Source organism: Streptomyces sp. NPDC052016 (genome assembly GCF_044548445.1).
Taxonomy (GTDB): domain Bacteria; phylum Actinomycetota; class Actinomycetes; order Streptomycetales; family Streptomycetaceae; genus Streptomyces.
The window spans coordinates 280,626-305,394 of sequence record NZ_JBIUBX010000002.1 but is presented as its reverse complement, the minus strand read 5'-3'; the positions used below and the strand labels follow the sequence as shown (position 1 = coordinate 305,394).

At 70.0% G+C, this 24,769-nt stretch carries 14 protein-coding genes and 2 pseudogenes; 9 read left to right on the top strand and 7 right to left on the bottom strand.

The features are described 5' to 3' along the window. Positions 1-48 precede the first annotated feature (48 nt). The 6 genes and pseudogenes from ACIHAR_RS04420 (at position 49) to ACIHAR_RS04395 (ending at position 7,483) form a co-directional block, all read left to right on the top strand. Positions 49-1,020, top strand: coding sequence for a hypothetical protein (locus tag ACIHAR_RS04420; RefSeq protein WP_365454637.1), 972 nt, complete (start codon positions 49-51; stop codon positions 1,018-1,020). 154 nt (positions 1,021-1,174) lie between these two features. Then, positions 1,175-2,281, top strand: a complete 1,107-nt coding sequence (gene chvE / locus ACIHAR_RS04415) for a multiple monosaccharide ABC transporter substrate-binding protein (protein WP_365454634.1) — start codon at positions 1,175-1,177, stop codon at positions 2,279-2,281. 32 nt (positions 2,282-2,313) lie between these two features. After that, the gene (gene mmsA, locus ACIHAR_RS04410; protein WP_365454631.1) at positions 2,314-3,864 is read left to right on the top strand and encodes a multiple monosaccharide ABC transporter ATP-binding protein; all 1,551 of its coding nucleotides are present in this window, start codon (positions 2,314-2,316) and stop codon (positions 3,862-3,864) included. Next, on the top strand, positions 3,861-5,105 hold the full coding sequence (gene mmsB, locus ACIHAR_RS04405; RefSeq protein ID WP_365454628.1) for a multiple monosaccharide ABC transporter permease: 1,245 nt from the start codon (positions 3,861-3,863) through the stop codon (positions 5,103-5,105). Before mmsA ends, mmsB begins: the two co-directional genes overlap by 4 nt. A 64-nt stretch (positions 5,106-5,169) precedes the next feature. Next, positions 5,170-5,520: pseudogene (locus ACIHAR_RS04400) on the top strand (galactose-1-epimerase); the annotation flags it as partial. A 259-nt stretch (positions 5,521-5,779) separates the two neighbouring features. After that, positions 5,780-7,483 (top strand): pyridoxal phosphate-dependent aminotransferase, encoded by a 1,704-nt coding sequence (locus tag ACIHAR_RS04395; protein WP_400016808.1) that lies wholly within the window; start codon positions 5,780-5,782, stop codon positions 7,481-7,483. 124 nt (positions 7,484-7,607) lie between these two features. Here the strand turns inward: ACIHAR_RS04395 and ACIHAR_RS04390 are convergent, their stop codons facing one another. Together ACIHAR_RS04390 and ACIHAR_RS04385 are read right to left on the bottom strand one after the other, a co-directional pair. Continuing rightward, complete coding sequence (locus ACIHAR_RS04390; protein ID WP_400016806.1) at positions 7,608-8,789, bottom strand: hypothetical protein; 1,182 nt, start codon at positions 8,787-8,789, stop codon at positions 7,608-7,610. A gap of 423 nt (positions 8,790-9,212) precedes the next feature. After that, complete coding sequence (locus ACIHAR_RS04385; protein WP_365454619.1) at positions 9,213-9,515, bottom strand: hypothetical protein; 303 nt, start codon at positions 9,513-9,515, stop codon at positions 9,213-9,215. A 437-nt stretch (positions 9,516-9,952) separates the two neighbouring features. Between ACIHAR_RS04385 and ACIHAR_RS04380 the strand changes: the two genes are divergently transcribed. Together ACIHAR_RS04380 and ACIHAR_RS04375 are read left to right on the top strand one after the other, a co-directional pair. Continuing rightward, positions 9,953-10,093, top strand: a complete 141-nt coding sequence (locus ACIHAR_RS04380) for a hypothetical protein (protein WP_400016973.1) — start codon at positions 9,953-9,955, stop codon at positions 10,091-10,093. Continuing rightward, complete coding sequence (locus ACIHAR_RS04375) at positions 10,090-10,509, top strand: ATP-binding protein (protein WP_365455157.1); 420 nt, start codon at positions 10,090-10,092, stop codon at positions 10,507-10,509. Before ACIHAR_RS04380 ends, ACIHAR_RS04375 begins: the two co-directional genes overlap by 4 nt. 15 nt (positions 10,510-10,524) lie before the next feature. On the opposite strand, the gene ACIHAR_RS04370 is transcribed toward ACIHAR_RS04375, so the two are convergent. Beyond that, a complete protein-coding gene (locus ACIHAR_RS04370) occupies positions 10,525-11,205 on the bottom strand; it encodes a hypothetical protein (protein ID WP_365454616.1) in 681 nt (226 codons plus the stop codon). A 94-nt stretch (positions 11,206-11,299) separates the two neighbouring features. Continuing rightward, positions 11,300-18,124: a polymorphic toxin-type HINT domain-containing protein gene (locus ACIHAR_RS04365; protein WP_400016803.1), complete on the bottom strand. Its 6,825-nt coding sequence runs from the start codon at positions 18,122-18,124 to the stop codon at positions 11,300-11,302. A gap of 391 nt (positions 18,125-18,515) precedes the next feature. On the opposite strand from ACIHAR_RS04365, the gene ACIHAR_RS04360 reads away from it, so the two are divergent. Beyond that, the gene (locus ACIHAR_RS04360) at positions 18,516-21,722 is read left to right on the top strand and encodes a VCBS repeat-containing protein (protein WP_400016800.1); all 3,207 of its coding nucleotides are present in this window, start codon (positions 18,516-18,518) and stop codon (positions 21,720-21,722) included. Between the two features lie 84 nt (positions 21,723-21,806). Here ACIHAR_RS04360 and ACIHAR_RS04355 read toward each other — a convergent pair. The 3 genes and pseudogenes from ACIHAR_RS04355 to ACIHAR_RS04345 all read right to left on the bottom strand — a co-directional run. Further along, positions 21,807-22,142, bottom strand: a pseudogene (locus ACIHAR_RS04355) (FAD-dependent monooxygenase); the annotation flags it as partial. Between the two features lie 76 nt (positions 22,143-22,218). Continuing rightward, on the bottom strand, positions 22,219-22,869 hold the full coding sequence (locus ACIHAR_RS04350) for a DUF4360 domain-containing protein (protein ID WP_365454607.1): 651 nt from the start codon (positions 22,867-22,869) through the stop codon (positions 22,219-22,221). 281 nt (positions 22,870-23,150) lie between these two features. Continuing rightward, complete coding sequence (locus ACIHAR_RS04345; protein ID WP_365454604.1) at positions 23,151-24,665, bottom strand: alpha-N-arabinofuranosidase; 1,515 nt, start codon at positions 24,663-24,665, stop codon at positions 23,151-23,153. Positions 24,666-24,769 lie beyond the last annotated feature (104 nt).

Sequence of the window (24,769 nt, the reverse complement as noted above, 5' to 3'; positions counted from 1 at the left end):
CCGTGATCCCCGAATATCGTCCGAAATATCGAACAAGAAGGACAGTCTGTGACGCCCGACGCTTCCGCCACGGCCGCCCGCCGACCCGGTGAGCAGGCACTGACCTCCCTCGGCCTGGGCGCGCCCGCCCTCGACCCCGCCGACACCTCCTCCCACACCTTTCCGGGCGGCGGCCGCTGGCGCACCGAGATCCCCTCGTGCGAGGGTCCCGAAGCGCTGGCCGTCGTCCTGAAGGAAGCCTCGCGGCTCGACGTGCCGATCCACCGGATCAGTCAGGGCAGCGGCGTGTGGATGCTGACCGACGCCGAGATCACCGAGATGGTCGAGGCCACCGGTGAGCGGGACATCGAGCTGTGCCTGTTCACCGGCCCGCGCGGCACGTGGGACATCGGCGGCTCGACCCGCACCGACTCGCGCGGCGGGGGCCTGAGAGCCCGCGGCCACGACGCGGTGGCCGGGTGCGTGGAGGACGCCGTCCGCGCGACGGAACTGGGCGTGAAGTGCCTGCTCGTGGCCGACGAGGGCGTGCTGTGGACGCTGCACCGGGCGCGCGCCGCCGGGATCATCCCGGCCGACACCACCCTGAAGGTCTCCGCGCTGATCGGCCCGGTCAACCCGGCCGCCTTCGCCGTGTACGAGCGGCTGGGCGCCGACTCGATCAACGTGCCCAGCGACCTGACGCTGGATCACCTCACCGAGATCCGCCGGGTGTCCGGGGCCCCCATGGACATGTACATCGAGGCTCCCGACGATCTGGGCGGGTATGTCCGGATGTACGAGGTCGCCGAGCTGATCCGGCGCGGCGCGCCGATCTACCTGAAGTTCGGCCTGTCCAAGGCCCCCGGCATCTACCCCTACGGCCACCACCTGCGGGAGCTGACGCTGTCCACCGCCAAGGAGCGGGTGCGGCGCGGCCGGCTGGCCCTGGACCTGCTCGCACGGCACGGGGCTGACGGCGACATGGCCCCGCTGGGGTCGCGGCTGCCCGGCACGCTGCAGCGGTTCGAAACGTCCGCATAACGTTCCGGCCACGCAGCACAAAAACCCTTCACACAAGGCGACGCAGCCGAACACAATCCCACACGCGCATCTTCTTGGCCCTCCGGCACCACCTTCGAGCGGGACTCCACGTCACGGGGCCGAGACCTCCCTCACCACAGCAAGGATGAACACCATGCGTACTCGCAGAGCCGCCCTCGCCGCCATAGCCGGAGCCGCCTCCCTCGCCCTCACCCTCACCGCCTGCGGCCAGAACAGCGAGGGCGGCAGCGAGGAGAGCGCGGGCAGCGCCAAGGGCGGCACCATCGGCATCTCGATGCCGACCAAGTCCTCCGAGCGCTGGATCGCCGACGGCAAGAACGTCGTGGCGGACCTGGAGTCCAAGGGCTACAAGACCAAGCTCGTCTACGGCGAGGACGACCCCGACCAGCAGGTCTCCCAGATCGAGAACCTGATCACCCAGGGCGTCAAGGCTCTCATCATCGCGGCGATCGACAACAAGTCGCTGAACAACGTGCTCCAGCAGGCGAAGGAGGCGAAGATCCCGGTCATCGCCTACGACCGCCTGATCCTCGGCACGCCGGACGTCGACTACTACGCGTCCTTCGACAACAGCAAGGTCGGCGAGCTCCAGGCCAACTACATCGTCGACAAGCTCGGCCTGAAGAGCGGCAAGGGCCCCTTCAACATCGAGCTGTTCGCCGGCTCCAACGACGACAACAACACGAAGTACTTCTTCAACGGCGCGATGAGCGTCCTGAAGCCGTACATCGACAGCAAGAAGCTGGTCGTCCAGTCCGGCCAGACCAACCTGACCCAGGTCACCACCCTGCGCTGGGACGGCGCCACCGCCCAGCGGCGCATGGACGACATCCTCACCAAGTCGTACAAGTCGGCCAAGGTCGACGCGGTCCTGTCGCCGTACGACGGCATCTCCATCGGCATCCTGTCGGCGCTGAAGTCCGACGGCTACGGCTCGGGGAGCAAGCCGCTGCCGGTGATCACCGGTCAGGACGCCGAGCTGGCCTCGGTCAAGTCGATCATCGCCGGCGGTCAGACGCAGACCGTCTACAAGGACACCCGTGAGCTGGCCAAGGTCGCCTCGAACATGGTCGACGCGGCCCTGAACGGCAAGACGCCCGAGACCAACGACACCAAGACCTACGACAACGGCGCGAAGGTCGTCCCGGCCTACCTGCTGGAGCCGGTCAGCGTCGACAAGACCAACTACACCAAGGTGCTCGTCGACGGCGGCTACTACACCGCGGACCAGCTCAAGTAAGCGCAGAACCACACGGATTGGAAGGCACGACCATGGCGGGACCCGTCCTGGAAATGCGCTCGATCGTCAAGACCTTTCCCGGTGTCAAAGCGCTGTCGGACGTCACGCTGAGCGTCGGGCAGGGCGAGGTCCACGCCATCTGCGGTGAGAACGGCGCCGGAAAGTCGACCTTGATGAAGGTGCTCTCCGGCGTCCATCCGCACGGAAGTTACGAGGGCGAGATCCTCTTCGAAGGAGAGGTCTGCCACTTCAAGGACATCCGGGCGAGCGAGCAACACGGCATCGTGATCATCCACCAGGAGCTGGCGCTGGTGCCGTACCTCTCCCTGGCGGAGAACATCTTCCTCGGCAACGAGCAGGCGACACGCGGCGTCATCAACTGGAACGAGACGCTGCGCAAGGCCAGCGAGCTACTGCGCCGGGTCGGTCTCTCCGACCACCCGCAGACCCGCGTCGCCGACATCGGCGTGGGCAAGCAGCAGCTCGTGGAGATCGCCAAGGCGCTGTCGAAGGAGGTGAAGCTGCTCATCCTGGACGAGCCGACCGCGGCCCTGAACGACGAGGACAGCGACAAACTCCTCGATCTCATCCTGGAGTTGAAGAAGCAGGGCATCACCTCGATCATCATCTCCCACAAGCTCAACGAGATCCGCAAGGTCGCCGACTCGGTCACGATCCTGCGCGACGGGCGCACCATCGAGACGCTCGACGTGAAGGCGGCGGAGACCACCGAGGACCGGATCATCAGCGGCATGGTGGGCCGCGACCTCGACCACCGCTTCCCCGAGCGCACCCCGCACGAGGCGGAGGAGGGCGCGGCGCCCGCCCTGGAGATCCGCAACTGGACCGTTCACCACCCGATCGACCAGCAGCGCAAGGTCGTCGACGACGTGTCGATCCACGTACGGCGCGGCGAGATCGTCGGCATCGCGGGTCTGATGGGCGCCGGCCGCACCGAGCTCGCGATGAGCGTCTTCGGACGCACCTACGGCCGCTACGCGGGCGGCACGGTCCTCAAGGACGGCGAGGAGATCCGCACCAAGACCGTCGCGGAGGCGGTCGACCACGGGATCGCCTACGTCACCGAGGACCGCAAGCACTACGGCCTCAACCTCATCGACACCATCAACCGCAACATCTCCCTGACCGCCCTGAGCAAGGTGGCCAAACGCGGGATCGTCGACGAGCACGAGGAACGGCAGGTCGCCGAGGGCTACCGCAAGTCCATGAACATCAAGGCGCCGACCGTCTTCGAGCCGGTGGGCAAGCTCTCCGGCGGCAACCAGCAGAAGGTCGTCCTCAGCAAGTGGATCTTCGCGGGTCCGGACGTGCTGATCCTGGACGAGCCCACGCGCGGCATCGACGTGGGCGCCAAGTACGAGATCTACACGGTCATCGACCAGTTGGCAGCCCAGGGCAAGGCGGTCGTCTTCATCTCCTCCGAGCTGCCCGAGCTGCTCGGCATGTGCGACCGCATCTACACCATGGCCGCCGGACGCCTCACGGGCGAGGTCCCGCGGGCCGAGGCCACGCAGGAAGTGCTGATGCGTCAGATGACGAAGGACAAAGAGGTAACGCGATGAGCACCGAAGTCACCGACAAGAGCCCGGTAGCCGCGCCGCCGGGCAGGAGCGGCGGGACGGGAGGCGGGAACCTGCTCCAGCTGATGCTCGACGGCCTGCGCCGCAACATGCGTCAGTACGGCATGCTGATCGCCCTCGGTCTGATCGTCGCCCTCTTCGCGGTGTGGACCGACGGCGACCTCCTGCTGCCGCGCAACGTGTCCAACCTGGTGCTGCAGAACAGCTACATCCTGATCCTCGCGATCGGCATGATGCTGGTGATCATCGCGGGCCACATCGACCTGTCGGTCGGTTCGCTGACCGCGTTCGTCGGCGCCTTCGCGGCCGTGCTCACCGTCGAACACAACGTGTCGTGGCCGGTCGCGGTCGTGCTCTGCCTGGTGGTGGGCGCGCTCGCGGGCTCGGTGCAGGGGTATCTGATCGCGTACCTCGGCATACCGTCGTTCATCGTCACCCTCGCCGGCATGCTGGTCTTCCGCGGTATGACGGAGATCTTCCTGGAGGGCCAGACCCTCGGCCCGTTCCCGGACGGGCTGCAGAAGATCGGCAACGGCTTCCTGCCCGAGGCCGGCCCGGAGACCAACTACCACAACATCACCCTGCTGCTGGGCCTGGCCCTGATCGTCTTCGTGGTGCTCCAGGAGGTCCGCGACCGCAGGCGCCAGCAGGAGTTCGCGCTGGACGTGGTACCGCGCAACATCTTCCTGCTCAAGCTGGTCTCCATCGTCGCGGCGATCCTCGTGGTCACCCTGCTGCTCGCCAGCTACAAGGGCGCGCCGATCGTGCTGCTGATCCTGGGTGCCCTGGTGGTCGGCTACGGCTACGTCATGCGCAACGCGGTCTTCGGCCGGCACATCTACGCGATCGGCGGCAACCTGCCGGCGGCGAAGCTGTCCGGTGTGAAGGACAAGAAGGTCACCTTCTACGTCTTCCTGAACATGGGCATGCTGGCGGCCCTGGCCGGCCTGGTGGTCGCCGCCCGTCTGAACGCGGCCGGCCCGAAGGCGGGTCTGAACTTCGAACTCGAGGCGATCGCCTCGGCGTTCATCGGTGGCGCGTCGATGAGCGGCGGTGTCGGCACCGTCCTCGGCGCGATCATCGGTGGTCTCGTCCTCGGTGTCCTGAACAACGGCATGAACCTGCTCGGCGTCGGAAGCGACTGGCAGCAGGTCATCAAGGGCCTGGCCCTGCTGGCCGCGGTCGGGTTCGACGTCTGGAACAAGCGCAAGTCCGGTTCGTGAGTCAGACCGGGCCCCGCCGGGAAACCGGCGGGGCCCCACCCTTGCCCCGGGAGGCGGGACGCCGGTGAAACACCTCTTCGGCAAGCTCGCCGACGGCACCGAGATCCACCGTTGGTCCCTGGAGAACGGCGGGACCAGCCTGAAGGTCCTCTCCTACGGCGGCGTCGTCCAGTGCCTGGAGGTCCCCGACCGGCACGGCCGCCACGCGAACGTCTCCCTCGGCTTCGACACCCTCGAGGACCACGTCGCCGGGAGCCCGTACTTCGGCGCGCTGATCGGCCGCTACGGCAACCGCGTCGGCAGGGGCCGGTTCACCCTCGACGGCCGGGCCCACCAGGTCGGCGTCAACGACGGCGTGAACAGCCTGCACGGCGGCCCCGAGGGCTTCGACCGGCGGATCTGGGACGTCGAGCCCGGACTCGCCGAACAAGCCGTCGTTCCCGTCGACCGCGCTGCGGCCCGGACAGACGTACCGGACGACGACGGTCCACTCGTTCGGCGTCTGACCGCCCCCGCCTTCACAGGGGGCGCACAAGTTCCCGCCGATTCCCCGGTGGTTGAACAGCCCCACCCCAGCCTCCGTATGTAAGGACGGCCCGTGCTCCCCCGCGCGGGCCACCCACATGACGACGGGCCCGGTCGTCCCCACCGGACCCGCCCCATACGGAGGTTCCATGGCCGACAACGTCACCTCGCTGTTCCGCAGCACCGCGGCGCACAGTCCGTCGATGGCGGCGCTGACGCGTGAGGGCGGCGACGGGGTCGGCCCGGTCGACTTCTGCATCCCGTGCAACCCGTACTTCCCCACCCCGCAGATGTTCGACGAGATGTCCGCCCGCCTCCGCGACATCATCACGTACTACCCGAGCAGCGCCGACACGATCACCGCCGAGCTGTGCAGCCTGCTCCAGCTCCCGCCGCAGGCCGTGGCCATGGGGAACGGCTCCACGGAGCTGATCACCTGGATCGACCACCTGCTGGTCCGCGAGTCCCTCGCCGTTCCCGTCCCCACCTTCGGCCGCTGGACCGACCAGCCGATGGAGACCGGCAAGCGGGTCGACATGTTCCCGCTCCAGGAGTCCAGCGGCTTCGCCCTCGACCTCGCCCAGTACGCCGAGTTCATCCGCACGCGCGGCACCCGCGTCGCCGTCATCTGCAACCCGAACAACCCCGACGGCGGGTTCCTGCACAAGCACGCGATCACGCAGTTCATGGACGCGATGGCCGACCTGGACCTGGTGGTCATCGACGAGTCGTTCCTGGAGTTCGCCGACGCGGAGGCCGAGCCGTCCGTCGTCCAGGAGGCGATGCTGCGGCCGAACGTCGTCGTGCTGCGCAGCCTCGGCAAGAACTTCGGTCTGCACGGCATCCGCTTCGGCTACCTGGTGGCGAACCCCGCCCTGGCCGGCCGTGTCCGCTCCATGCTCCCCAAGTGGAACCTCAACTCCTTCGCCGAGCACGTGGTGTTCATGCTGAAGGAGCACGGACCCGAGTACGCGCAGAGCCTGATGCAGGTGCGCCGGGACCGCCTGGAGATGGCGAGCCAGCTCTCCGCCCTGCCGGGCCTGACCGTCTACCCCTCCCAGGGCAACTTCCTCTTCGTGCGCCTGCCCGTGGGCGCCGAGGGCACCGTGGTCCGCGACCGCCTGCTCACCGAGCACCGGATCCTGGTCCGCGAGTGCGGCAACAAGATCGGCTCCTCCAGCCGCTTCCTGCGGCTCGTGGTGCGCCCCCAGGTGGACGTGCGTCGCCTGGTGTCCGGCCTGGAACAGGTGCTCTACGGGACCAGGAGGGGAGCCGCCGTGCCGGAGCTGGGCGCCGGGAACGGCTACAGCTCGGGCACGGCGGCCGTGGACCGGCTGGTGGGCGCCACCAACGGCGCCGGCATGCACGGCCTCGCCGCTCAGGCCGTCGGCGCCGCTACGCCGGGGCTCGCCGCGGCTCCGGCCGCCGCCGGCACGCAGATGCCGGCGGCGGCGCAGCCGGCCCCCTCCCACGGCGGCGGGGTGCCGCTTCCGGCGGCGGCCCAGGTGTTCCCGCAGTCGGTCCCCGCTCCGGCGCCCGCCCCGGCTCCGGCCCCCGCGGCGGCCGCCGCGATGGAGCCCGTGCCGGTGCCCGCGCCCGCTCCGCAGGTGGCCCCCGCTCCCGCCGCCGCGATGGCTCCCGCCGCCATGGCCCCGGCCCCCGCCCCGATGGCGCCGATGGCCCCGATGGCTCCGGCGGCCCCGGCGGGTCCGACCCCGCCCGGCGTCCCGGCCCGCGGCGGGCTCACCGCGGCCCAGGTCCGCGGCACCAACGGCCTCTCCCCCGCCGCGACGACCGGCTGGCCGGGCGCCCAGAGCTGGCCGAACGCGGCGGGGATGGGGCAGGTGGGCTGACCGCTCCGCGGAGCGGGGGCCGGGGGCACCGGGCGGGGACAGGCTCGGGCACTCGGCCCCCGGAACCTGCGCCCGCCCCTCGACAGGGATGCCGCGCGGCCATCCGCCGGCAGGGCATCGGGCATCACGTACTGGTCGGCACCCGGGCGACGCGTGACTGCGCGAACTGGTGCAGCAGGAGCGGCAGGCCGATGACGGCGATGACCCAGACGGCGACCATGAGGCGATCGCCCTGGCCGGCGACCGGGTGGGCGATCTCGGTGGCCACCCCGGTCGCCCCTGCGGCGACGACGATCCATCCGAGGGCGCGGCTGTGCCGGAACAGTGCCCAGGCTCCGCCCGTGATGGCCGCCAGGAGCCAGGGACTGCGCGCCTGTTCCTGGCTCCACTGGGTCCAGTAGTGGCCGTTGAGTTCCGCGAGCAGTGACCAGGGAGTGGCGACGTCGGGGTACTCGTAGTGCTGGGTGAAGGTGTCCTGCAGAGTCTCACCGCTGCCGGGCAGCGAGTACCACGCGCTGAGCAGGGCGATTCCCGCCGTCACGGCGCCCGAGAGCGCGGCCAGCAGGACGGTGCCCCGGTGCCGGGTGTCCCTCACCAGGACCAGACAGACCACTGCGGCGGCGGTGAGCGCCGCCGCCAGGAGCAGTGCCCCGGAGTACTTCACGGCTGTGCCGGTGACCAGAGAGGCGCTCAGCAGGACGGTGCCGGCGGCCAGACGGCGGCTGAGCAGCCACCATGCGCCCAACAGAGCGCCCATGGCCAGAGCCAGGACCGGGCCTTCGGTGAGCCCGAAACCGCCCCACCACCCAATGGGACACGCGTAGTAGAAGGCTTGTCCCCCCGCTGCGAACGGCGCGGGAACCCCGGCTGCCCTCAGCAGTGCGAAGGCGAGCAGCCCTCCGGCCACTGTGAAGAGGACCGACGTCACCAGCAGCCCGGAATCGGCCCCCAGAGCTGCCACGAACGGCACCGCGGCGACAGCGAACCCGGGGCGCACTTCGAAGATCCGCTCGTACCGCGGATGATGGGGGGCCAGTCCCTGGGCCCATTTGGTACGGCAGGCCTCCGCACGCTGCTCCACCGACGGGATCTTGTCCTGGGCCAGCGCGAGCGGGTCGAGCTGGATGCGGCGGACCTCGTAATTCGCCTGGTCACGGCAGTATGCCGCCAGCGCGGTCCGGTGAGCCTGCTCGGGGGAGTCCCCCAGCAGCTCCAGGGAAGCCCTGGCATAGCGGTAGGTGTCGTTGGCGGGCAGCAGCGAGGGCTTGCCGACGAGCTGCAGCAGCACATAGGCCACGGCGATCACGGCAGGCAGGACCCATGCGCGTCTCCATGGTGGTGTCCGGCGGCGCGGTGTACCGGTTGCCCCCGCCCCGCGTATCGGCGGATGGGTCGCTCCACCGGGCTCGGATGCGTTGGCCCCATCGGTGGGAAGACCGGCGGATGGCAGGGTGGTCACGGTGCTGCGGCCTTTCTGAGCACGGCTTGCCGGGGCGGGTGACATCGCGGTGACGAGCGGTGATGCCCGGGTGGGGGGAAGCGACGTCTCAGTATCCCTGTGCCGGCCGCCAGGCCCGTCCGTGCCGTGCGCTTCTGCCGTTCACCTCGCACCACCTCTTCCGGTCTCCCCCACGTCCTGGGCCTACCGTGCAACGCGAACGGCTCCCCCCTGGAACCCAGAGGGGAGCCGCCGGTACCGCATTCGCCTCAGAAGGCGGTCGCCCCGAGGCTACGTGAGGATCGAGAGCAGATCCCGCGCAGCCTTGGATACTTCGGGGTCCGGATCATCCAGCAAACGCCGGAACACACCAGCGCCTGCCAGGACGGCATCCCGGCTTGCGGCCTCCCAAGCGATTTTCTCCTGATACTTCTCCGCATCCTTCGCAGACGCGGCGGAGGCAGTGGACTGCCACTGTCTGGCCGAGTAGATCTTGGAAACGAGCACCAGGAGGTCCGCGCGATGGCGAACGGTGCTCTCTCCAGCCAGCTCCACCAGAAACGGCACTACGTGGGGCGTCGCCTCCGACACCACGAAACCAAGGGCGCACACACGGTTACTCAGTTCATGAGTGCCGCACCCGCGGATGCTTCGTCGCCCCAGGCAGCCATGGAAAGGAGCGCTGGGATGTGCCGAGCGGAGCCCTGCGAGTCCTCGAGCTTCCCCCAGGGAACCTGGGGAACTCTCTTGAGAATGCGCCCCATGCCTACCCTCCGTGCATATCGGTGATGCGAAGCCGGGACATCACAGCCTGGCACATGTCGCAGGCCCGGATCGCGCCGTACGACGGCGCGGCCGACGGGGTGTGAACGGGCCCGGGTGAATGGCCGGAGTTCCACCTGGGCGCGCCTCAGCGGTCTCCCTACGATGCGATCGCCCCGGCTCTTCACAGCAACTTCATTGATTCACAGAGTTGTTGTGCGGAGCCGGACGCATCCACCCCCCACCGATCCCACCGAAGGGGAGAGACCATGACAGCTGCGCTGCTCCTGAGCGGTGCCGCCGCTCTCGTCACGGCCGCGCTGCCGGCGCACAACCCGTCCTCCGGGTTCGTCGACCCGCCCCCGGACAAGATCGCCATCAACGTCGCCATGGTCAACGGTTCCGGCTGAGTTCGACTCCCCGAGGCGCTCGCCTTGCCTGCCACCTCGCCCTGAAGCAGCTCCACGCCTGGGGCGTCCCGCACGGCACGGACGTCTCCGACGCCGTCGCGGTGATCGTCGCCGAGCTGGCGGCGAACGCCGTCACCCACGGACGCGTCCCGGGACGGGACTTCGAGCTGCGGCTGTCGCTGGTGCCGGGGAGCGTGCGGGTGGAGGTCACGGACAGCCGTACCGGACCGCTGCCGCCGGGCCCCCGCGCGACGAGGAACTCGCGCACGCTGGACGAAGCCGGGCGCGGGCTGCCGCTGGTGGACGCGGTCGCGGACCGCTGGGAGGTGCTGGACCAGGAACCGTCCCCGGGGAAGACCGTGCGCGCGGAGGTCGACGTACCGGGCTGGCTGTCGCTCTGCAAGCGGACGCTGTGAGGTGCCTCGCCGGACCTAGGGTCCGGCTTCGTGCGCCGCCAGCCGGGAGAGGTCGCGCACCTGGTCCGCGGTCAGATGCCGCACGTCCCACAGCAGGGCGGCCGTATCGGCGACTTCTGTCGGGAGCCCGCCGCTTTCCGCTGCTCGGCGCACGCCGGTCAAGCGTGCCAGGACGTCGACCGGAATGCCGAGCACGGCCGCGAACCCGTGGAGAAGCTCGGCGTCGAGTTGCTTCGTGCCGCGCCCTACCGCGCCGATCGTGGCGGCAGACAGGTGGACGCCCGACATCAGGGACATCACCTTGGCCGCCGAGGACCATCCCAGATTTCTCAGGGCGAGCATCCGCACGAGGAGCGAGCCGTATCCCGGAGGGTACTGCTCGTAAGGGCGCTGCTGCCTCAAAGCGAGGTGTCGTGGTGCCTCGGACAGGGACCGGGCGCGGTCACGCAGTCGCCGCCGGCCGGGCGCGGGCGCGCGCAGTGCGTGTCGCACCAGTCGGGGGAGTTCACGGCCGGCTTCCTCGTCGAGGAGAAGCTCGTCGTCCGGGACGGCCAGGCCCGCGACGAGGAAGAGGTCGGGGCCCCGCATGCCCAGCCGCTCCGCGAGCCGGCGGAGGTTTTCCCCGGTGAGGGGTTGCTCCACCGTGCCGAGGCGTGCCAGGAGAACGTCGGGGCCGGGGAAAGTCGGAGATTCCATTGCTGCTGCCACATCGGGAGAGGTGTGCGGTCGTGTGGATCAAGCCCGCTGGGGGCAGCCTCCACGAGACTGCCCCCAGCAGATACATGTGCACTCAGCGGCCTGGCGGTCCAGCGTAGTAATCCCAGGCACTGTCGGCGAAGTCCCAGCCGTGCCGTCGGAACGCCCGGCGTGTCACGTCGAGCAACGGGGTGTGGCCCCGGGTGTTCGTCGGACGGTAGTGGCCGGAGAAGTTGTCGATCCTGGAGATCCTTCCGCCTTCGTCGACATCGAAGGTGCCCGCCATGGTCACACCCCGACGGTCACCCAGGGACGTGTGGCCGGCATCCGGGTTGAGATCCCACATCGCCTCGTTCTGCATGGCGCGCAGAGAGCCGTCCTGGCGGACGATGAAGTGGTACTCACCAGGGGCGAGAGGAGATCCCGGCGCGATTCCGGCGCTTGCCGGAAGGGTGCCCTGGTCGGTGTGGTCGACGCCCTCACGGAACGGCTCCCAGACCTTGTCGCAGTTGTGGACCAGGACAGGCGCCGCGCCCACCAGCACGTAGTAGGTGTGGACGTCCGTGACGGTCAGGTTGTGGACCGTCGCCTTCCGCGCCGTCCACGCCTCGACCGCGGCGACCTGGATCCAGGTGCCCGAGGACGTCTGGACCCACTGGCCCGGCTTCAGCTCACCGGCGTCGACCCATTCCCGCAGGGACGGCACCCAGAAGGGGTGACCGGCCGTCGCGGTGACGGTCGCCGTCCGGGCCTCGGCGGAGCCGTCGTGGACCTTCAGCGTGATCCGGACGAGGTCCTTGCTGCCCTTGCCGATGATCGTCGCGGTGGCCGTCTGGACGGAGGTCTTCCCCGTCTTCGGGTCCGTGGCGACGACCTTGTCACCGACCTTGACCTTCTCGATCGGCTTGGTCGACCCGTCGGCCATCAGCACCCGCGTGCCGGGCTTGAAGCTGTTGGACTCGCAGGCCGCTGACTGGGCCTCGTCCTTCGCGGTCTCCTTGGCCTCGTTCCTGACCTCCTTCGCGACCTTCTTCGCCGCCCGTTTCACCTGCGACGGCTTCGGCCTCGGCTTCGGCTGGGAACGGGGCTTGGCACGCGGCTTCGGACGGGCCGCCGCCTTGCGGGCCGCCGCACGACGTGCCGCCGCCCTCTTCGCCGCGGCGCGCGCCGCACGGGCACGGGCCTGCGCCGCCGCCCTGCGTGCCGCCGCCCGCTTGGCCGCCGCACGGGCCGCCGCCCGCTTGGCCGCCGCTCGCTTGGCCGCCGCCGCCTTGCGGGCCGCCTCCCGGCGGGCCTTGGCCGCGGCGCGCTTCGCGGCCTCGATCGCCCGCTTGCGGGCGAGGGCCGCCGCCCGACGGGCCGCAGCCTGGGCCGCCTTGCGGGCCGCGATGATCGCCGCACGGCGGGCCGCCGCGCGGATCGCCGCCTGGATGGCGATACGGGCCGCGATACCGATCAGCACCGGGAAGAACGTCCCCGACGGGTCGGAGAACGTGGCCGGCGCGTTGTTGCTGTACGCGTACGGGTTCATCGTGGCCGGCTGGCCGTAGTCGACCATCGGGTCGACCTGGATGAACCGTCCCGTGACGGGGTCGTAGTCACGGGCGCCCAGGCGGGTCAGACCCGTGTCCTTGTCGACCGTGCCCCCGACGAAGCCACGCTCTCCGGGCCAGGCCGAGGGCTGAGCCCCACGCGCCTCACCGAACGGCATCGACTTGCGCCGCGTCACACCCATCGCCGGGTCCGTCATGTTCACGACCGTGTGGGACGTGCCGTGATGGTCGGCGATCATCAGCTGACGGACGCCGCCGGTCGCGCGGACCGTCGTCATGCCGTCGGGGTGCGCGTAGAACCGCTCCGCCTTCGCGGAGGTGTTGGCCGCGTTGACGGTCAGCTCCGCCTCGCCGAGGTAGAGCGTGCGGCTGCCGTCCGCCCCGGTGCGGATGAGGCGTTCGCCGTCCGAGCCGTACAGGTACGACGTGGTCTGCGTGCCACCGCCCTCGACCGGCTGGGACACCTTGCGCAGATTGCCCTCGACGTCGTACTCGAGCGTCTGGTCGGCGCCGCCGTGCTGGCGTCCGACGGTGTTGCCGGCCGCGTCATAGCGGAAGGTGTTGAGACGCTCGCCCTGCGGGCCGACCGACTTGATCTCGGCCAGCGCGTTCGGACCGCCCACGCCCTCCTTCCCGTACAGGTAGGTGCGGGTGACGTCCTTGGCGGCGTCGCCCGTCGGGTCGTGCTCGACGAGCTTCGTGCGGTTGCCCGCCGCGTCGTACTCGTACGAGTTCCAGTACGCGTCCGGACCGCCGACCGTGTCCTTGGTGGGAGCCGCCGTGCAGTCGTCCGCCGTCTTCGGAGTCCAGGCAGAGGTCATCTGCCGCAGCTGGTCGTAGACGAAGCACTGCGTGTCGGTCTTGCCCGCGTCGCCGGACGCGCTGCCGGGAACGTCGGTGACCTTGGTGACGTTGCCGGCCACGTCGTACCCGTACCGCGTCTCGTTGATGCGGACGGGCGAGATGTCCCGGTCGAAGGTGGCCGTCTGCATGCGGCGGGTGAACTCGTCGTAGACGTACGAGCCGTACACCTTCTTGCCGGCCGGGCCGGACTCGGTGCGCAGCAGCTCACCGAAGGCCGAGTACTCGGCGCCCGAGAAGTAGCTGGAGGCACCGCCGACGCCGATGAGCAGGTCGTCGGAGTTGTATCGGAAGACGACCCGTTCGGTCACCAGACCGCCGATGCCCGGCACCGAGACCCAGGCGAGCTTGCCGGTCGGGGTGTACGCGTACTCGTACTCGTACGTGCCGCCGAGACCCGTCTCCTCGGCGGGGATCACCGTGTTGGTCTTCTTCACCCGGTAGGCGCTGTCGTACTCGGTGACCTCCTCCCGGTAGGCGCGGCCGTTCTCGTAGCGGATCGAGGCCGTCGGCAGACCCTTGACGAGGGTGTCGTACGTCCACTCGAGGCGCTTGGGGCCGGTCGGGCTGTCCTCCCGCAGGGAGGTCGGACGGCCGCCCGCGTCGTAGGTGGTGAACAAGGACCGCTTCAGCGGGTCGACGGTCTCGACCACGTTGTCCGCGTTGTCGTACCGCATCTCGGTACGACCACCGTCGGGCTCCGTGACGGCCGTCTGACGGCCCCGCTTGTCGTACTCGAACGTGGTGACGGCGCCGCCGGGGGCGGTCACCTTCCACAGGTTGTCGAGGTCGTCGTACTCGTAGCGAGTGTCACGCCACTTGGTGCGCTCCGCGTTGGTGTACTCGCGGATCCGCTCGACCCGGCCCTCGGCGTCCTCGAAAGTCGCCGTGACCGTGTCGCCCTTCGGCGGGATCGTCGTGGAGACGTCGCCGTCGTGGACGGTCGTCGTGCGGAGCTTCTCGGTGCCGCGGTAGTAGGTGATCTCCGCGGTGGGCTGGCCCATGCCGTCGAAGGTGGTGCGGTTCTGGGACGGGACGTCCTGGTCACCGACCTGGAGCAGCGTCGCCTCGGGCTCGGAGGCGTTGTAGTAGCCGTCGTTCTCCTTCCACTTGCGTCCGACGCTGTCGTAGAAGGTGTCGTTGACGATCCGGCCGTCGCCGACCGCCTCGTCCTGCGTCTGCCGCTCGCGCAGCAGGCCGTCGAGGATCTCGTACGACACGGCGTACTGGCCGTTGTCCTTCAGCGTCCGCGAGGTGACGACCGTCGGGCCGTCGCGGCGGATGGTGTAGTCGTACGTGGCCGTCGGGGTCTGGGTCGCCGGGTCGCGGTCGATTTCCCAGACCTTCAGCAGACGGCCCAGCGGGTCGTACTGCATGGTCGCCGACTTGCCGTTGGCGTCGGTCTCCTTCAGCGGCATGCCGCGGACGTCGTCGAACTCCGTGGTCTCCGTGTGACCGAGCGGGTCGGTGGAGACCTGCTTGGTCGGACGGGCCACCGTCGCCGGCGTGTACGTCACGGACGTCTTGCGGTTGTCCGCGTCCCACGTCGCGACCTCACGCCCGTGGATGTCGTACTCGGTCTTGTCGATGGTGACGTAACCGTCGCCCTTGGCGTTCATCTCCTGGACCTCGGTGGGCAGACCCTTGGTGGGGGCCGCGCCGAAGGCCAGGTTGTCGTAGAGCGTGCGGGTGTCCTCGACGACCTCGCCGCCGGTGGTGCCGCAGGCGCCGAGCGTGGTCTTCTCGCGGGACTCCAGCTCGATCAGGTACGCCGTGGTGTTGCGGGCGTAGGAGACGGTGGAGCAGCGGACCTTGCCGCCGGGCGTCTTCTCCTCGACCTGGTACGGCAAGCCGTAGCTGTCGTACTTGGTGGTCTCGGTGGAGGTGCGCCAGGTGTCGCCCTTGACGCGCTCGCGGGTGCGGACGGTCTCCGGGCGGGTCATCCACGCCTCGAGCGGGGTGGTTCCGGCACGCGTGCGCGTGGCCGTCTTCACCGCCCAGGGGGTGGTGACGGTCGCCGAGTCGACGGCTCCGCCGTCGGACTCGTAGGTGATCTGCTCCAGGAGCTGACCCTGGTACTGGGGCAGGTCCTGGTGGTCCGTGCCGTCACTGGTGGTGACGGTCGAGGACCGGGTGCCCGACGGCAGCTTGTCGCCGTGCAGGCCGCGGAAGTAGCGGTGCTCGGTGAGCTGCTTGACGTCGCTGCCGCCGCCCTGGCGGGTGCGGACGCGCTCGTAGCCGCGGAACTGCGACCAGGTGCGGTGCTTGTTCTCGGTGAACTCGCTGTCGTCGTAGGCCCACGCGGCGCCGCCGAGGAACTCGTACGAGGTGACCTTGGCGGGGCTGTCGGTGACCAGGTCCTCTTCGCGGACCTCGGTGACGACGTACTTGTGGAACCAGTCCTTCACCGGGTTGAGGGCGCCCTTGGGCGTCCAGTACTGCGGGAAGCAGCGCATGGTGTTGGACTCGGGGCTCGCCGGCATCCGCTTCGGCTCCAGGGCCTGGCAGTCGCGCGGCGAGTAGGTGATGCCGATCCGGCCGCCGGTCTCGGTGTCGATGGCGTGGATCCGGTAGCGGGAGAAGGGCGGCAGGCCCTCCACCTTGTCGACGCGGTTGTCCATCTGGATGCCGGAGAAGGTGACCTTCGGCATGCTCGCCGTGCTGCCCGCGCCGTGGCCGGTGCGGGCGATGGACTCCAGCCACAGGGCCGGCGAGGTGCCGTCACCGGTGGCCGGGAAGGACTGCTCCAGAGTCCAGGAGTCGACCGTCTTCAGGGCGCTGCCGGAGAGCACACTGGTCGTGATCTTCGTCAGGCGCTTGGTCGACCAGAACGTCGGGGAGAACTTGTCGGTGCACTTCGCACCGGACGCGCACTCCTGGTCCAGCGGGGTGTCCGGCCAGTACTTGGCGTTGGCGGTCGTCCGCTTGGACTCGGCGCAGTCGAACGTCGAGTTCGGGATGCAGCGCTCGGCGGTGGTGAAGGCGACCCGGCCGGCCGGCTGGACGCCGAACAGCTTGTCGGATCGCAGACCGTAGTCGATGCGCGCGAGCTGGGCGCTGCGGTCGTACCTGGCCTGCTGGTCGGCCTTCATGTTCTGGCCGTAGAAGTTGGTGTACTTCGTCCACCACAGGGTCATGGCGTCGCCCAGCGGGTCGACCACGTAGTCCAGGTTCCAGCGGTAGGCCTGGGCGCAGTCGGAGTCCATGAAGGCGGTGGCGTGGCACGGCTCGCCCGGGTGGTTGCCGAACACCGGCACGGTGAGGGCCGAGTTGGTGACCGTCCCGTCCGGCGCGCCCGGCAGCTTGTTCAGGCCGAAGTGGTACTGCGTGCCGTCGGTCGTGGTCAGGACCCAGTGCTCGCCGTCCTTGGCGCCGTTGGCGGCGCCGGTCTTGCGCTGCAGGCGCGAGCCGTCGTCGTCGGCGGGACGCCACTCGTCGGTGCCGTCCTTCTTGACGAGTTCGGTGGTGTTGCCGCCGAGCGACATCACCACGTGGTCCGAGCCCCAGCACAGGTCACCGCTGTCGCCGGTGTTGTTGGGCTTCTTGCCGTCGACCTCGCCCTTGTCGTCCGAGCACGAGCGGTACTTCCGCTCGATGAAGCCGGGCTCGTAGTCCCAACCCTCGGCGATCCAGGAGGACTGCGCGTTGGTGGAGGCGGTGCGGCCGTCCACGGCCTGCGACGAGTAGGACAGTTCGACCTCGGGCTGCGGACCGCCGGGCACCTCGGGTGCCTCGATCGGGTACGTCCACGCGAAGCCGCCGGAGGACGAGCCCGCCATCCAGGAGCCGGACGGCGACAGCGAGGTCGCCTCGTGGCTGCCGCCGGGACCGGACGCCTCGGCGGCCGCGGCGAACACGGTCGGCGCGGCGGCCAGGTCGGCGGTGCCGGTGACCGTCTTCGCGGTCGGGTCGTTGGCGCCCGGCAGGGCGGTACGGGTACGGCAGCTCTCCAGCTCGGGCGTGGTCAGCGCACAGGCCGGGAGACGGTAGAGCCGGAGCCGGGAGCCCCAGTTGCCGCCGTAGGTGTCCTTGAACGACGTGTAGTCCAGCTCCAGTTCGACGGAGCCGGACGCCGCGGGAGCCAGGCCGTTCCTGGCGGGTGCCGCGGTGAACAGGACGCCCTGGACGCCGGCCTTGCGTGCGGCGGCCGCGTCCTTGACCTGCACCTGGACGGCTGTACCGGCGTCGGCGGTCGCGCGCTTCGGAGTCAGGCCGCGGGTGCGCAGGTTCTTCTTGGCGGCGGTTGCCGCGGTGGTGGTCTGACGGGCCTTCACCATGCCGGTCTGCACGGTGCTCTGGCCCTGGATCCCCGGGGAGACCGGGGTGGCGCCGGTGGTCAGCGGCGCCCGCTTGGGCAGCTTGTCGCGGCTGTCGGTCACCAGCGTCGTGAACGTGTCCGCCGTGACCTTGCCGGCCGCGGGCTTGAAGGTGCCCTCGGCGTCGTCGCGGGTCTTCGCGCGCTTCTTTTCGAAGTCGCGCCCGGGAACGGACCGGTCTCGTTTCACGTCTGAGATCCGGGTGCCTCCGTCGGCGGCGCTCGCGTCGTCGGGTATCAGCCCGACGAACAGAACAAGCCCGACGAAGAGAGAAACGGATCTGTGCCAGTGACCGAAGTAGCGTAGCTGTCTTATCAGTTGGTCCACTAAAGGACCTCCCCCTCACTCACTCTCTGCGATCTCACTCTGTGTGATCGAGTGTTGAACGGTCAGACAGTAAGCGTTGGCGATCAACCTGACAAGCAAAGCCAAGGCAATGCGACAATCCCCACTTTGACTATGCGTTAGTAAAGAAATCCCCTGTTGGCATGTACTGTTCGGCCTCGCGGGTCTGCGTGAAAGGGCTCGCAGCGGGCCCCGGTCGGGGCTCGCACGGCAACGACTCCGGGGGGATTCGCCCATGCCAGAAACATCCCGAAGACAGCGCCCGACCAGGCGCTCGGCGCGGGCCGCGCTCGTCGCGGTGCTCGCCGGCGGGACGCTCGGGCTGACACCGATTTCACCGCTCACGGCCGCCGCGGCCGACACCGACTCGACCACGGTGGCCGCGAACGCCGAGGAGCGCGCACTCCAGGCGGCCGCCAAGAGCGGCAAGCCCGTGGAGGTGGTGTCCGCCCGCACCGAGACCAGTGAGACGCACGCCCTGCCGAACGGCAACCTGCGTACCACCCAGCACACCCTGCCCGTCCGCGTGAAGCGCGAGGGCACCTGGACCCCGGTGGACACCACGCTCACCGAGGCGGCCGGCCGGATCTCACCCAAGGCGGCACCCGGCCGCGTCACGTTCTCCGCCGGTGGCGACACCCGTCTGGTGACCCTCGCCGACCAGGGCGGCGAACTGGCCCTGACCTGGCCGAAGGCCCTGCCGGAGCCCGTCCTGGACGGCCCCACCGCGACCTACCGGGACGTCTTCCCGGGCGTGGACCTGGCCGTGAAGGCCAGCGTGGACGGCTTCAGCCAGGCCCTGATCGTGAAGACGCCCGAGGCGGCGAACCGTCCGGAGCTGGCGGAGGTCGGCTTCGGTCTGCGCACCAAGGGCCTGGACGTCCGGAAGGACACCGCCAACGGCACGCTGCGTGCCGTGAACGCGGCGGGCCAGACCGTGTTCGCGTCCTCCACGGCGCGGATGTGGGACTCGTCGGGGACGACGGAGGAGGAGGCGGCGGCCGCTTCCTCCGCGTCGACGGCTTCGACCGCGTCGAAGGCGTCGACCGCGTCGACCGCCAGGACGGCGGCCGCGGCGAAGACGGTGCGCACCGCGTCCGTCAGCACGGTTCAGGCCACGACGGCCACCGCCGCCGACACCGAGCCCTCCCCGCTCACTCCCGGCACCAACAGCAGCGAGGTCGAGGTCGAGGTCACCGACGACAAGATCGTCCTGACGCCGGACCAGAAGCTGCTCGACTCGCCGTCCACCGAGTTCCCGGTCTACATCGACCCGCGGATGACCGGTACCCGCGAGGCCTGGACGATCGCCTACAAGCCGCACCCGACCAGCAGCTACTGGAACGGCACCGGCTGGGACGGCGGCACCACCAGCGAGGCCCGCGTCGGCTACGAGAACTCCACCGGCGGCACGGCCCGCTCCTTCTTCCGCGTCGGCTCGAAGTTCCTGGCCGGCGTGAAGGTGGTCGACGCGCAGTTCCAGATCACCGAGACGCACTCGTGGTCCTGCACGCCGAAGCCGGTGGAGCTGTGGCTGACCGGTTCGATCAGTTCGTCGACCACCTGGAACAAGCAGCCGTCCTGGGCGACCCGCCAGGACACCCGCAGCGTCGCCCACGGCAACGAGACCTTCGGCTGCCCGAACGCGGGCGTCGACTTCAACGCCAAGGACGCGGCGGTCAAGGCGGCGGCGAGCAAGTGGTCGAACATCACCTTCGGTCTGCGGGCCCCGCAGAGCGCGGAGGACAACAAGGACGAGTACAGCTGGAAGAAGTTCAAGCCGGACGCCAAGCTGATCGTCGAGTTCAACCGTCCCCCGAAGGCGCCCTGGGCGCTGGACACCATCCCCAGCTCCAAGGTCAGCGCCACGGAGTGCGGCAACGGCTCGTCCTACATCACCCTCGGCAACACGGACGTGACGCTGACCGCGCAGGTGTGGGACCCGGACGGCGGTGACGTCAACGTCCAGTTCCACCTGTGGGCGACCGGCAAGCACGACACCTCACCCGGGATCATCTTCGACAAGAAGGTGAAGGTCACCGTCAAGGCGAGCGACTCCAAGGGCGCGCGGGCGAAGGTCATCGTCGGCAAGGACCTGCTGGCCAAGCACATCGCCGCCGCCAACGGCCAGTTCTCGTGGAAGGCCCAGGCCGAGGACGTCGCCGACGCGGGCTTCGCCTCCGACTGGACGCCGACGGCGGGTGCGCCGGGCTGCCGCTTCGGTTTCGACCCGAAGGCGCCGACCGTGATGCCGACCGTCGACTCCAAGGACGACCTGTTCCCCGAGACGACGGCCGACATGGAGCCGGTCGAGGGCGCGCTGGCCCGCACCAAGGGCGTGTTCGAGTTCGGCGCCAACGGCGAGACGGGGGCGACCGAGTACCTGTACGGCCTGGACCGCACCCCGCCGATCAGCTCGGCCAAGCCCACGACGAAGGGCGGTCCGGCCACGGCGGAGATCACCCCGCTCACCCCGGGACCGCACACGCTGTACGTGCGGATCGTGGACACGGGCGGCAACCCCGGCCCGATCTACCCGTACCGCTTCTACGTCAAGAGCCCGGGCGTGACCGACAAGCCCGGTGACGTCAACGGTGACGGTCTGCCCGACATGTTCGCTATCGACGGCAGCAACAACCTGCGTCTGTACGGCGGCACGGGCGCCGGCAGGGTCGCGACGATGATCCCGCTGTCCTCGGGCGGCGGCTGGGGCGGCTCCCTGCTGACCCACCGCGGCGACTGGACCGACGACTTCTACGAGGACCTGGTGGCCCGCCGTCCCGACGGCAAGCTGTGGCTGTACCCGAACAACGGCCAGGGCGAGTTCACCGAGGACACCAAGCAGGAGGTGTACGTCTTCCCGGACCCGGAGACGGAGGTGTCGATCGACCCGGCGACGATCAAGCAGATCGTCTCGGTCGGTGACATCACCCCGGACAGCGAGTCGACCAACCCCGACTTCGTCGCGGTCATCGGCGACCAGCTGTGGTTCCTGCCGGGCTACGCCTACGGCACGGTCGAGTCGGGCTACATGATCGGCAGCAGCGGCTGGGGCAAGATGCAGCTCGCCTCGCCCGGGGACGTCGACGGCGACGGCTTCACCGATCTGCTCGCCCGTGACACCACCAACGGCGGGCTGTGGGTGTACCACGGCCGCAGCCCGGGTGACGCGGACGGCGACGGGGTCTCCGACGGCGGCACCGACCCGGCGTCGCTGGGCTACGGCCCGGGCCGCACGGCGTACGCCACCGGCTGGACCACCTCGGCCCGCCCGCTGTTCACCGCCCCCGGCGACACGAACGGCGACGGCGTCGCGGACCTCTGGACCACGACCGCGAACACCACGGCGGGCCTGGAGTTCCTGCCCGGTCAGAAGACCGGCGTGGGCACGCCCGTGGTCGTCGGCACCGGTGGCTGGCAGGCGATCAAGGCGATCTCCTGAGGTGAACTGATCCATCCGGCGGAAGCGGCCGGTCGCCCTCGGGCGACCGGCCGCTTTGTCTGCCCCCCTTGACCTGACCGGCCGTCACCACAGCGGTGGTGGCGTCCAGTCGGCGTGCCGGAGGGCCGCGCACGGGGTCGCCGCGGACGGGGCCAGGCGGAGGGCCGTGTCGCGCAGGGCGACGGCGGCGGGATGCCCGAGCCGGTGGACCGTCCGGCCTGCCTGGCGGGCGGCGCGGGCGACGGACCGGGTGCGCGGGCGGGCGGCGTACGGCGTCGTGGCGGCGCAGGGCCGACGGGACGGTGGGCCCGGTGGCGAGACAGGAGGCGAGGACGGCCGCGTCCTCCAGCGCCTGGCTCGCGCCCGGCCCAGGTTCGGGGTCATGGCGTGGGCGGCGTCGCCTGGGACCGCGACCCGGCCAGGCTCGCGTGCGTTCCTCGCGCCGTGGAGAGGGCCGCCCGCCCTCGGACACGGCGTGGGCGGGCGGCCCCTTCCCTCACTTCTCGGGGCACTCCTTCCAGGCCATGTGGTACACGGTGCTGATGTCGCCGTCGGTCGAGTCCATGGTCATGAAGCTGACTCTGCCCGGCGAGGACGTGCCCGCGTTGACGCGGATCTCCGTGTTGATGTTGAAGTTGCGCTGGACCCCGCACGGCGCCCAGACGAGTTGCGCCCAGTCGGTGACGTCAGTGGCCTGCCAGTTGTCGTTGTAGGCGCCCGTGAAGGTGTGGTTCTTGAACGCCGTCTGCGACGAGCCCTGGAAGTAGTACGAGGCCCGCTGGACGGCGCTCGCGCCGGGCTGGAGCGAGGCGAAGCCCCGGTAGTCCGCGCTGGCGATGGCGTACGTGAAGCCCTGCGGGACGTGGACGACCAGGTTGAGCTGGCAGTTCTTGCGGAACGCCGTCGGGTCGGAGTTGCCGCCGGCCTGCGCGAGGTAGTCGCTGTAGGTGACGGTGAAGGCCGTGTTGTCCTCGGAGACGGCGACGGCGGCGGTGCCCGCGGGACAGCCGGAACCGTTGACCGTGGCGACGTTGATGACGATCTTGTCCGGGGGCGGGTCGACGAACCCGGAGGACGGGTTGTGCGCGGGTACCGCGGCGGTGACGAGAGCGGCGACGGCGCCGCCCAGGAGCAGGCCACTTGCCATGGTCTCTCCCCTTCGTTCGGATCGGTGGGGGGTGGATGCGCCCAGGCCCCCCACGGCAACTCCGTGAAGATTCAATGGAGTTGCTGTGAAGAGCCGGGGCGATCGCATCGTAGGGAGACCACTGGGGCGCGCCCAGGTGCAACTCAGGCCATTCACGAGGGCCCGTTCACACCCCCGTCGGTCGCGCTGCGCCGCCGTTCCTCGGCGCGGGGCGCGGCGAGGTGGAAAACGCGCATTCCGGGTCCGGGGCGGCGAGGGCGCGCGCCGGACCCGGGTCAGGGTCAGGCCAGGCGGATCACGTTCCAGGACAGCGGCTCCAGTACCGCGGTCAGCGTCCCGTCCGCGGCCGTCGTGCCCTCGGCCGCGTGCGGGGTGACCCGCTCCGGGTCGGCGAGGGTGTTGCGGGCGTCCGGGTCGGCGTCGGCGAGCACGCTGTGCTCGACGACCCGCGAGACGCCCAGGCCGTTCAGGGTCACCTCCAGCGGGAGCGGTTCGGTGCGGCCGCGGTTGACGGCGAAGACGGTGACCGTGCCGTCCTCCGCGCGCACCGCGGTGGCGTGCAGCAGGTCCGCCTCGCCGTACTTCGCCGTCCCGTACGTCGGGGAGTCGACCCGCACGTCGAGGACCTCGCCCCTGCCGTACTTCGACGCCTGCGCGAAGGGGAAGAACGTCGTCTGCCGCCAGGCGGGGCCGCCCGGCTCGGTGAGGATCGGCGCGATGACGTTGACCAGCTGGGCCAGGCAGGCGACGGTGACGCGGTCGGCGTGCCGGAGGAGGGCGATGAGGAGCGAGCCGAAGACGACCGCGTCCGTGACGCTGTAGTTGTCCTCCAGCAGGCGGGGGGCCTCCGGCCAGTCGGCCGGGTCGCCGGTGCGGGCGTGCTCCTCCCACTTGGACAGGTACCAGACGTTCCACTCGTCGAAGGACAGGTTGATCTTCTTCTTCGACTTCAGCCGCGCGCCCACGTGGTCGCAGGTGGCGACGACGTTCTCGATGAAGGACTCCATGTCGACGGCGGAGGCGAGGAAGGAGTCGACGTCGCCGTCGTGCGGCTCGTAGTAGGCGTGCAGGGAGATGTAGTCGACCAGGTCGTAGGTCTCGGCCAGGACCTTCGCCTCCCATTCGGCGAACGTCGGCATCGACTGGCCCGAGCTGCCGCAGGCGACCAGTTCCACGGCCGGGTCGATCTGGCGCATGGCGCGGGCCGTCTCGGCGGCGATCCGGCCGTACTCCTCGGCCGTCTTGTGGCCGGTCTGCCAGGGGCCGTCCATCTCGTTGCCCAGGCACCACAGCCGGATGCCGAAGGGCTCCTTGTCGCCGTGGGCGGCGCGGAGGTCCGACAGGGCGGTGCCGGACGGGTGGTTGGCGTACTCCTGGAGTTCCAGGGCCTCGGCCACGCCGCGCGTGCCGAGGTTGACGGCCATCATCGGTTCGGCCCGGGGGCCGATCTTCTTCAGGAAGGCGATGTACTCGGAGAGGCCGAAGCGGTTGGTCTCCGTGGAGCGCCAGGCCAGGTCGAGGCGGCGGGGGCGGTCCTCGACGGGGCCGACCGAGTCCTCCCACTTGTAGCCGGAGACGAAGTTGCCGCCGGGGTAGCGGACGGCGGTGACGCCGAGCTCGCGGACCAGGTCGAGGACGTCCGTGCGCAGGCCCTCGGCGTCCGCCGTGGGGTGGTCGGGTTCGTAGATGCCGGTGTAGACGCAGCGGCCGAGGTGTTCGACGAAGGAGCCGAAGAGGCGGGGGTTGACCTGGCCGACGGTGAAGGCGGGGTCGAGGGTGAAGCGGGCGGTGTGCATGGGTGCCTTTCGAGGAGAGTGGCTTGTGGTGCGTCTGCGGCCGCGGGCCGTGGTGGGTTCCCGCGTCCACGCGGCGGGGCCGCACGGGAAGGCGGCCCGGCGCC

What these genes read in the sequence shown, in the direction of transcription:
- chvE (WP_365454634.1), top strand. Translation starts at nt 1,175, where the DNA reads ATGCGTACTCGCAGAGCCGCCCTCGCCGCCATAGCCGGAGCCGCCTCC.
- ACIHAR_RS04350 (WP_365454607.1), bottom strand. Translation starts at nt 22,869, where the DNA reads ATGGCAAGTGGCCTGCTCCTGGGCGGCGCCGTCGCCGCTCTCGTCACC.
- ACIHAR_RS04380 (WP_400016973.1), top strand. Translation starts at nt 9,953, where the DNA reads ATGACAGCTGCGCTGCTCCTGAGCGGTGCCGCCGCTCTCGTCACGGCC.
- ACIHAR_RS04345 (WP_365454604.1), bottom strand. Translation starts at nt 24,665, where the DNA reads ATGCACACCGCCCGCTTCACCCTCGACCCCGCCTTCACCGTCGGCCAG.
- ACIHAR_RS04395 (WP_400016808.1), top strand. Translation starts at nt 5,780, where the DNA reads ATGGCCGACAACGTCACCTCGCTGTTCCGCAGCACCGCGGCGCACAGT.
- mmsB (WP_365454628.1), top strand. Translation starts at nt 3,861, where the DNA reads ATGAGCACCGAAGTCACCGACAAGAGCCCGGTAGCCGCGCCGCCGGGC.
- mmsA (WP_365454631.1), top strand. Translation starts at nt 2,314, where the DNA reads ATGGCGGGACCCGTCCTGGAAATGCGCTCGATCGTCAAGACCTTTCCC.
- ACIHAR_RS04360 (WP_400016800.1), top strand. Translation starts at nt 18,516, where the DNA reads ATGCCAGAAACATCCCGAAGACAGCGCCCGACCAGGCGCTCGGCGCGG.
- ACIHAR_RS04370 (WP_365454616.1), bottom strand. Translation starts at nt 11,205, where the DNA reads ATGGAATCTCCGACTTTCCCCGGCCCCGACGTTCTCCTGGCACGCCTC.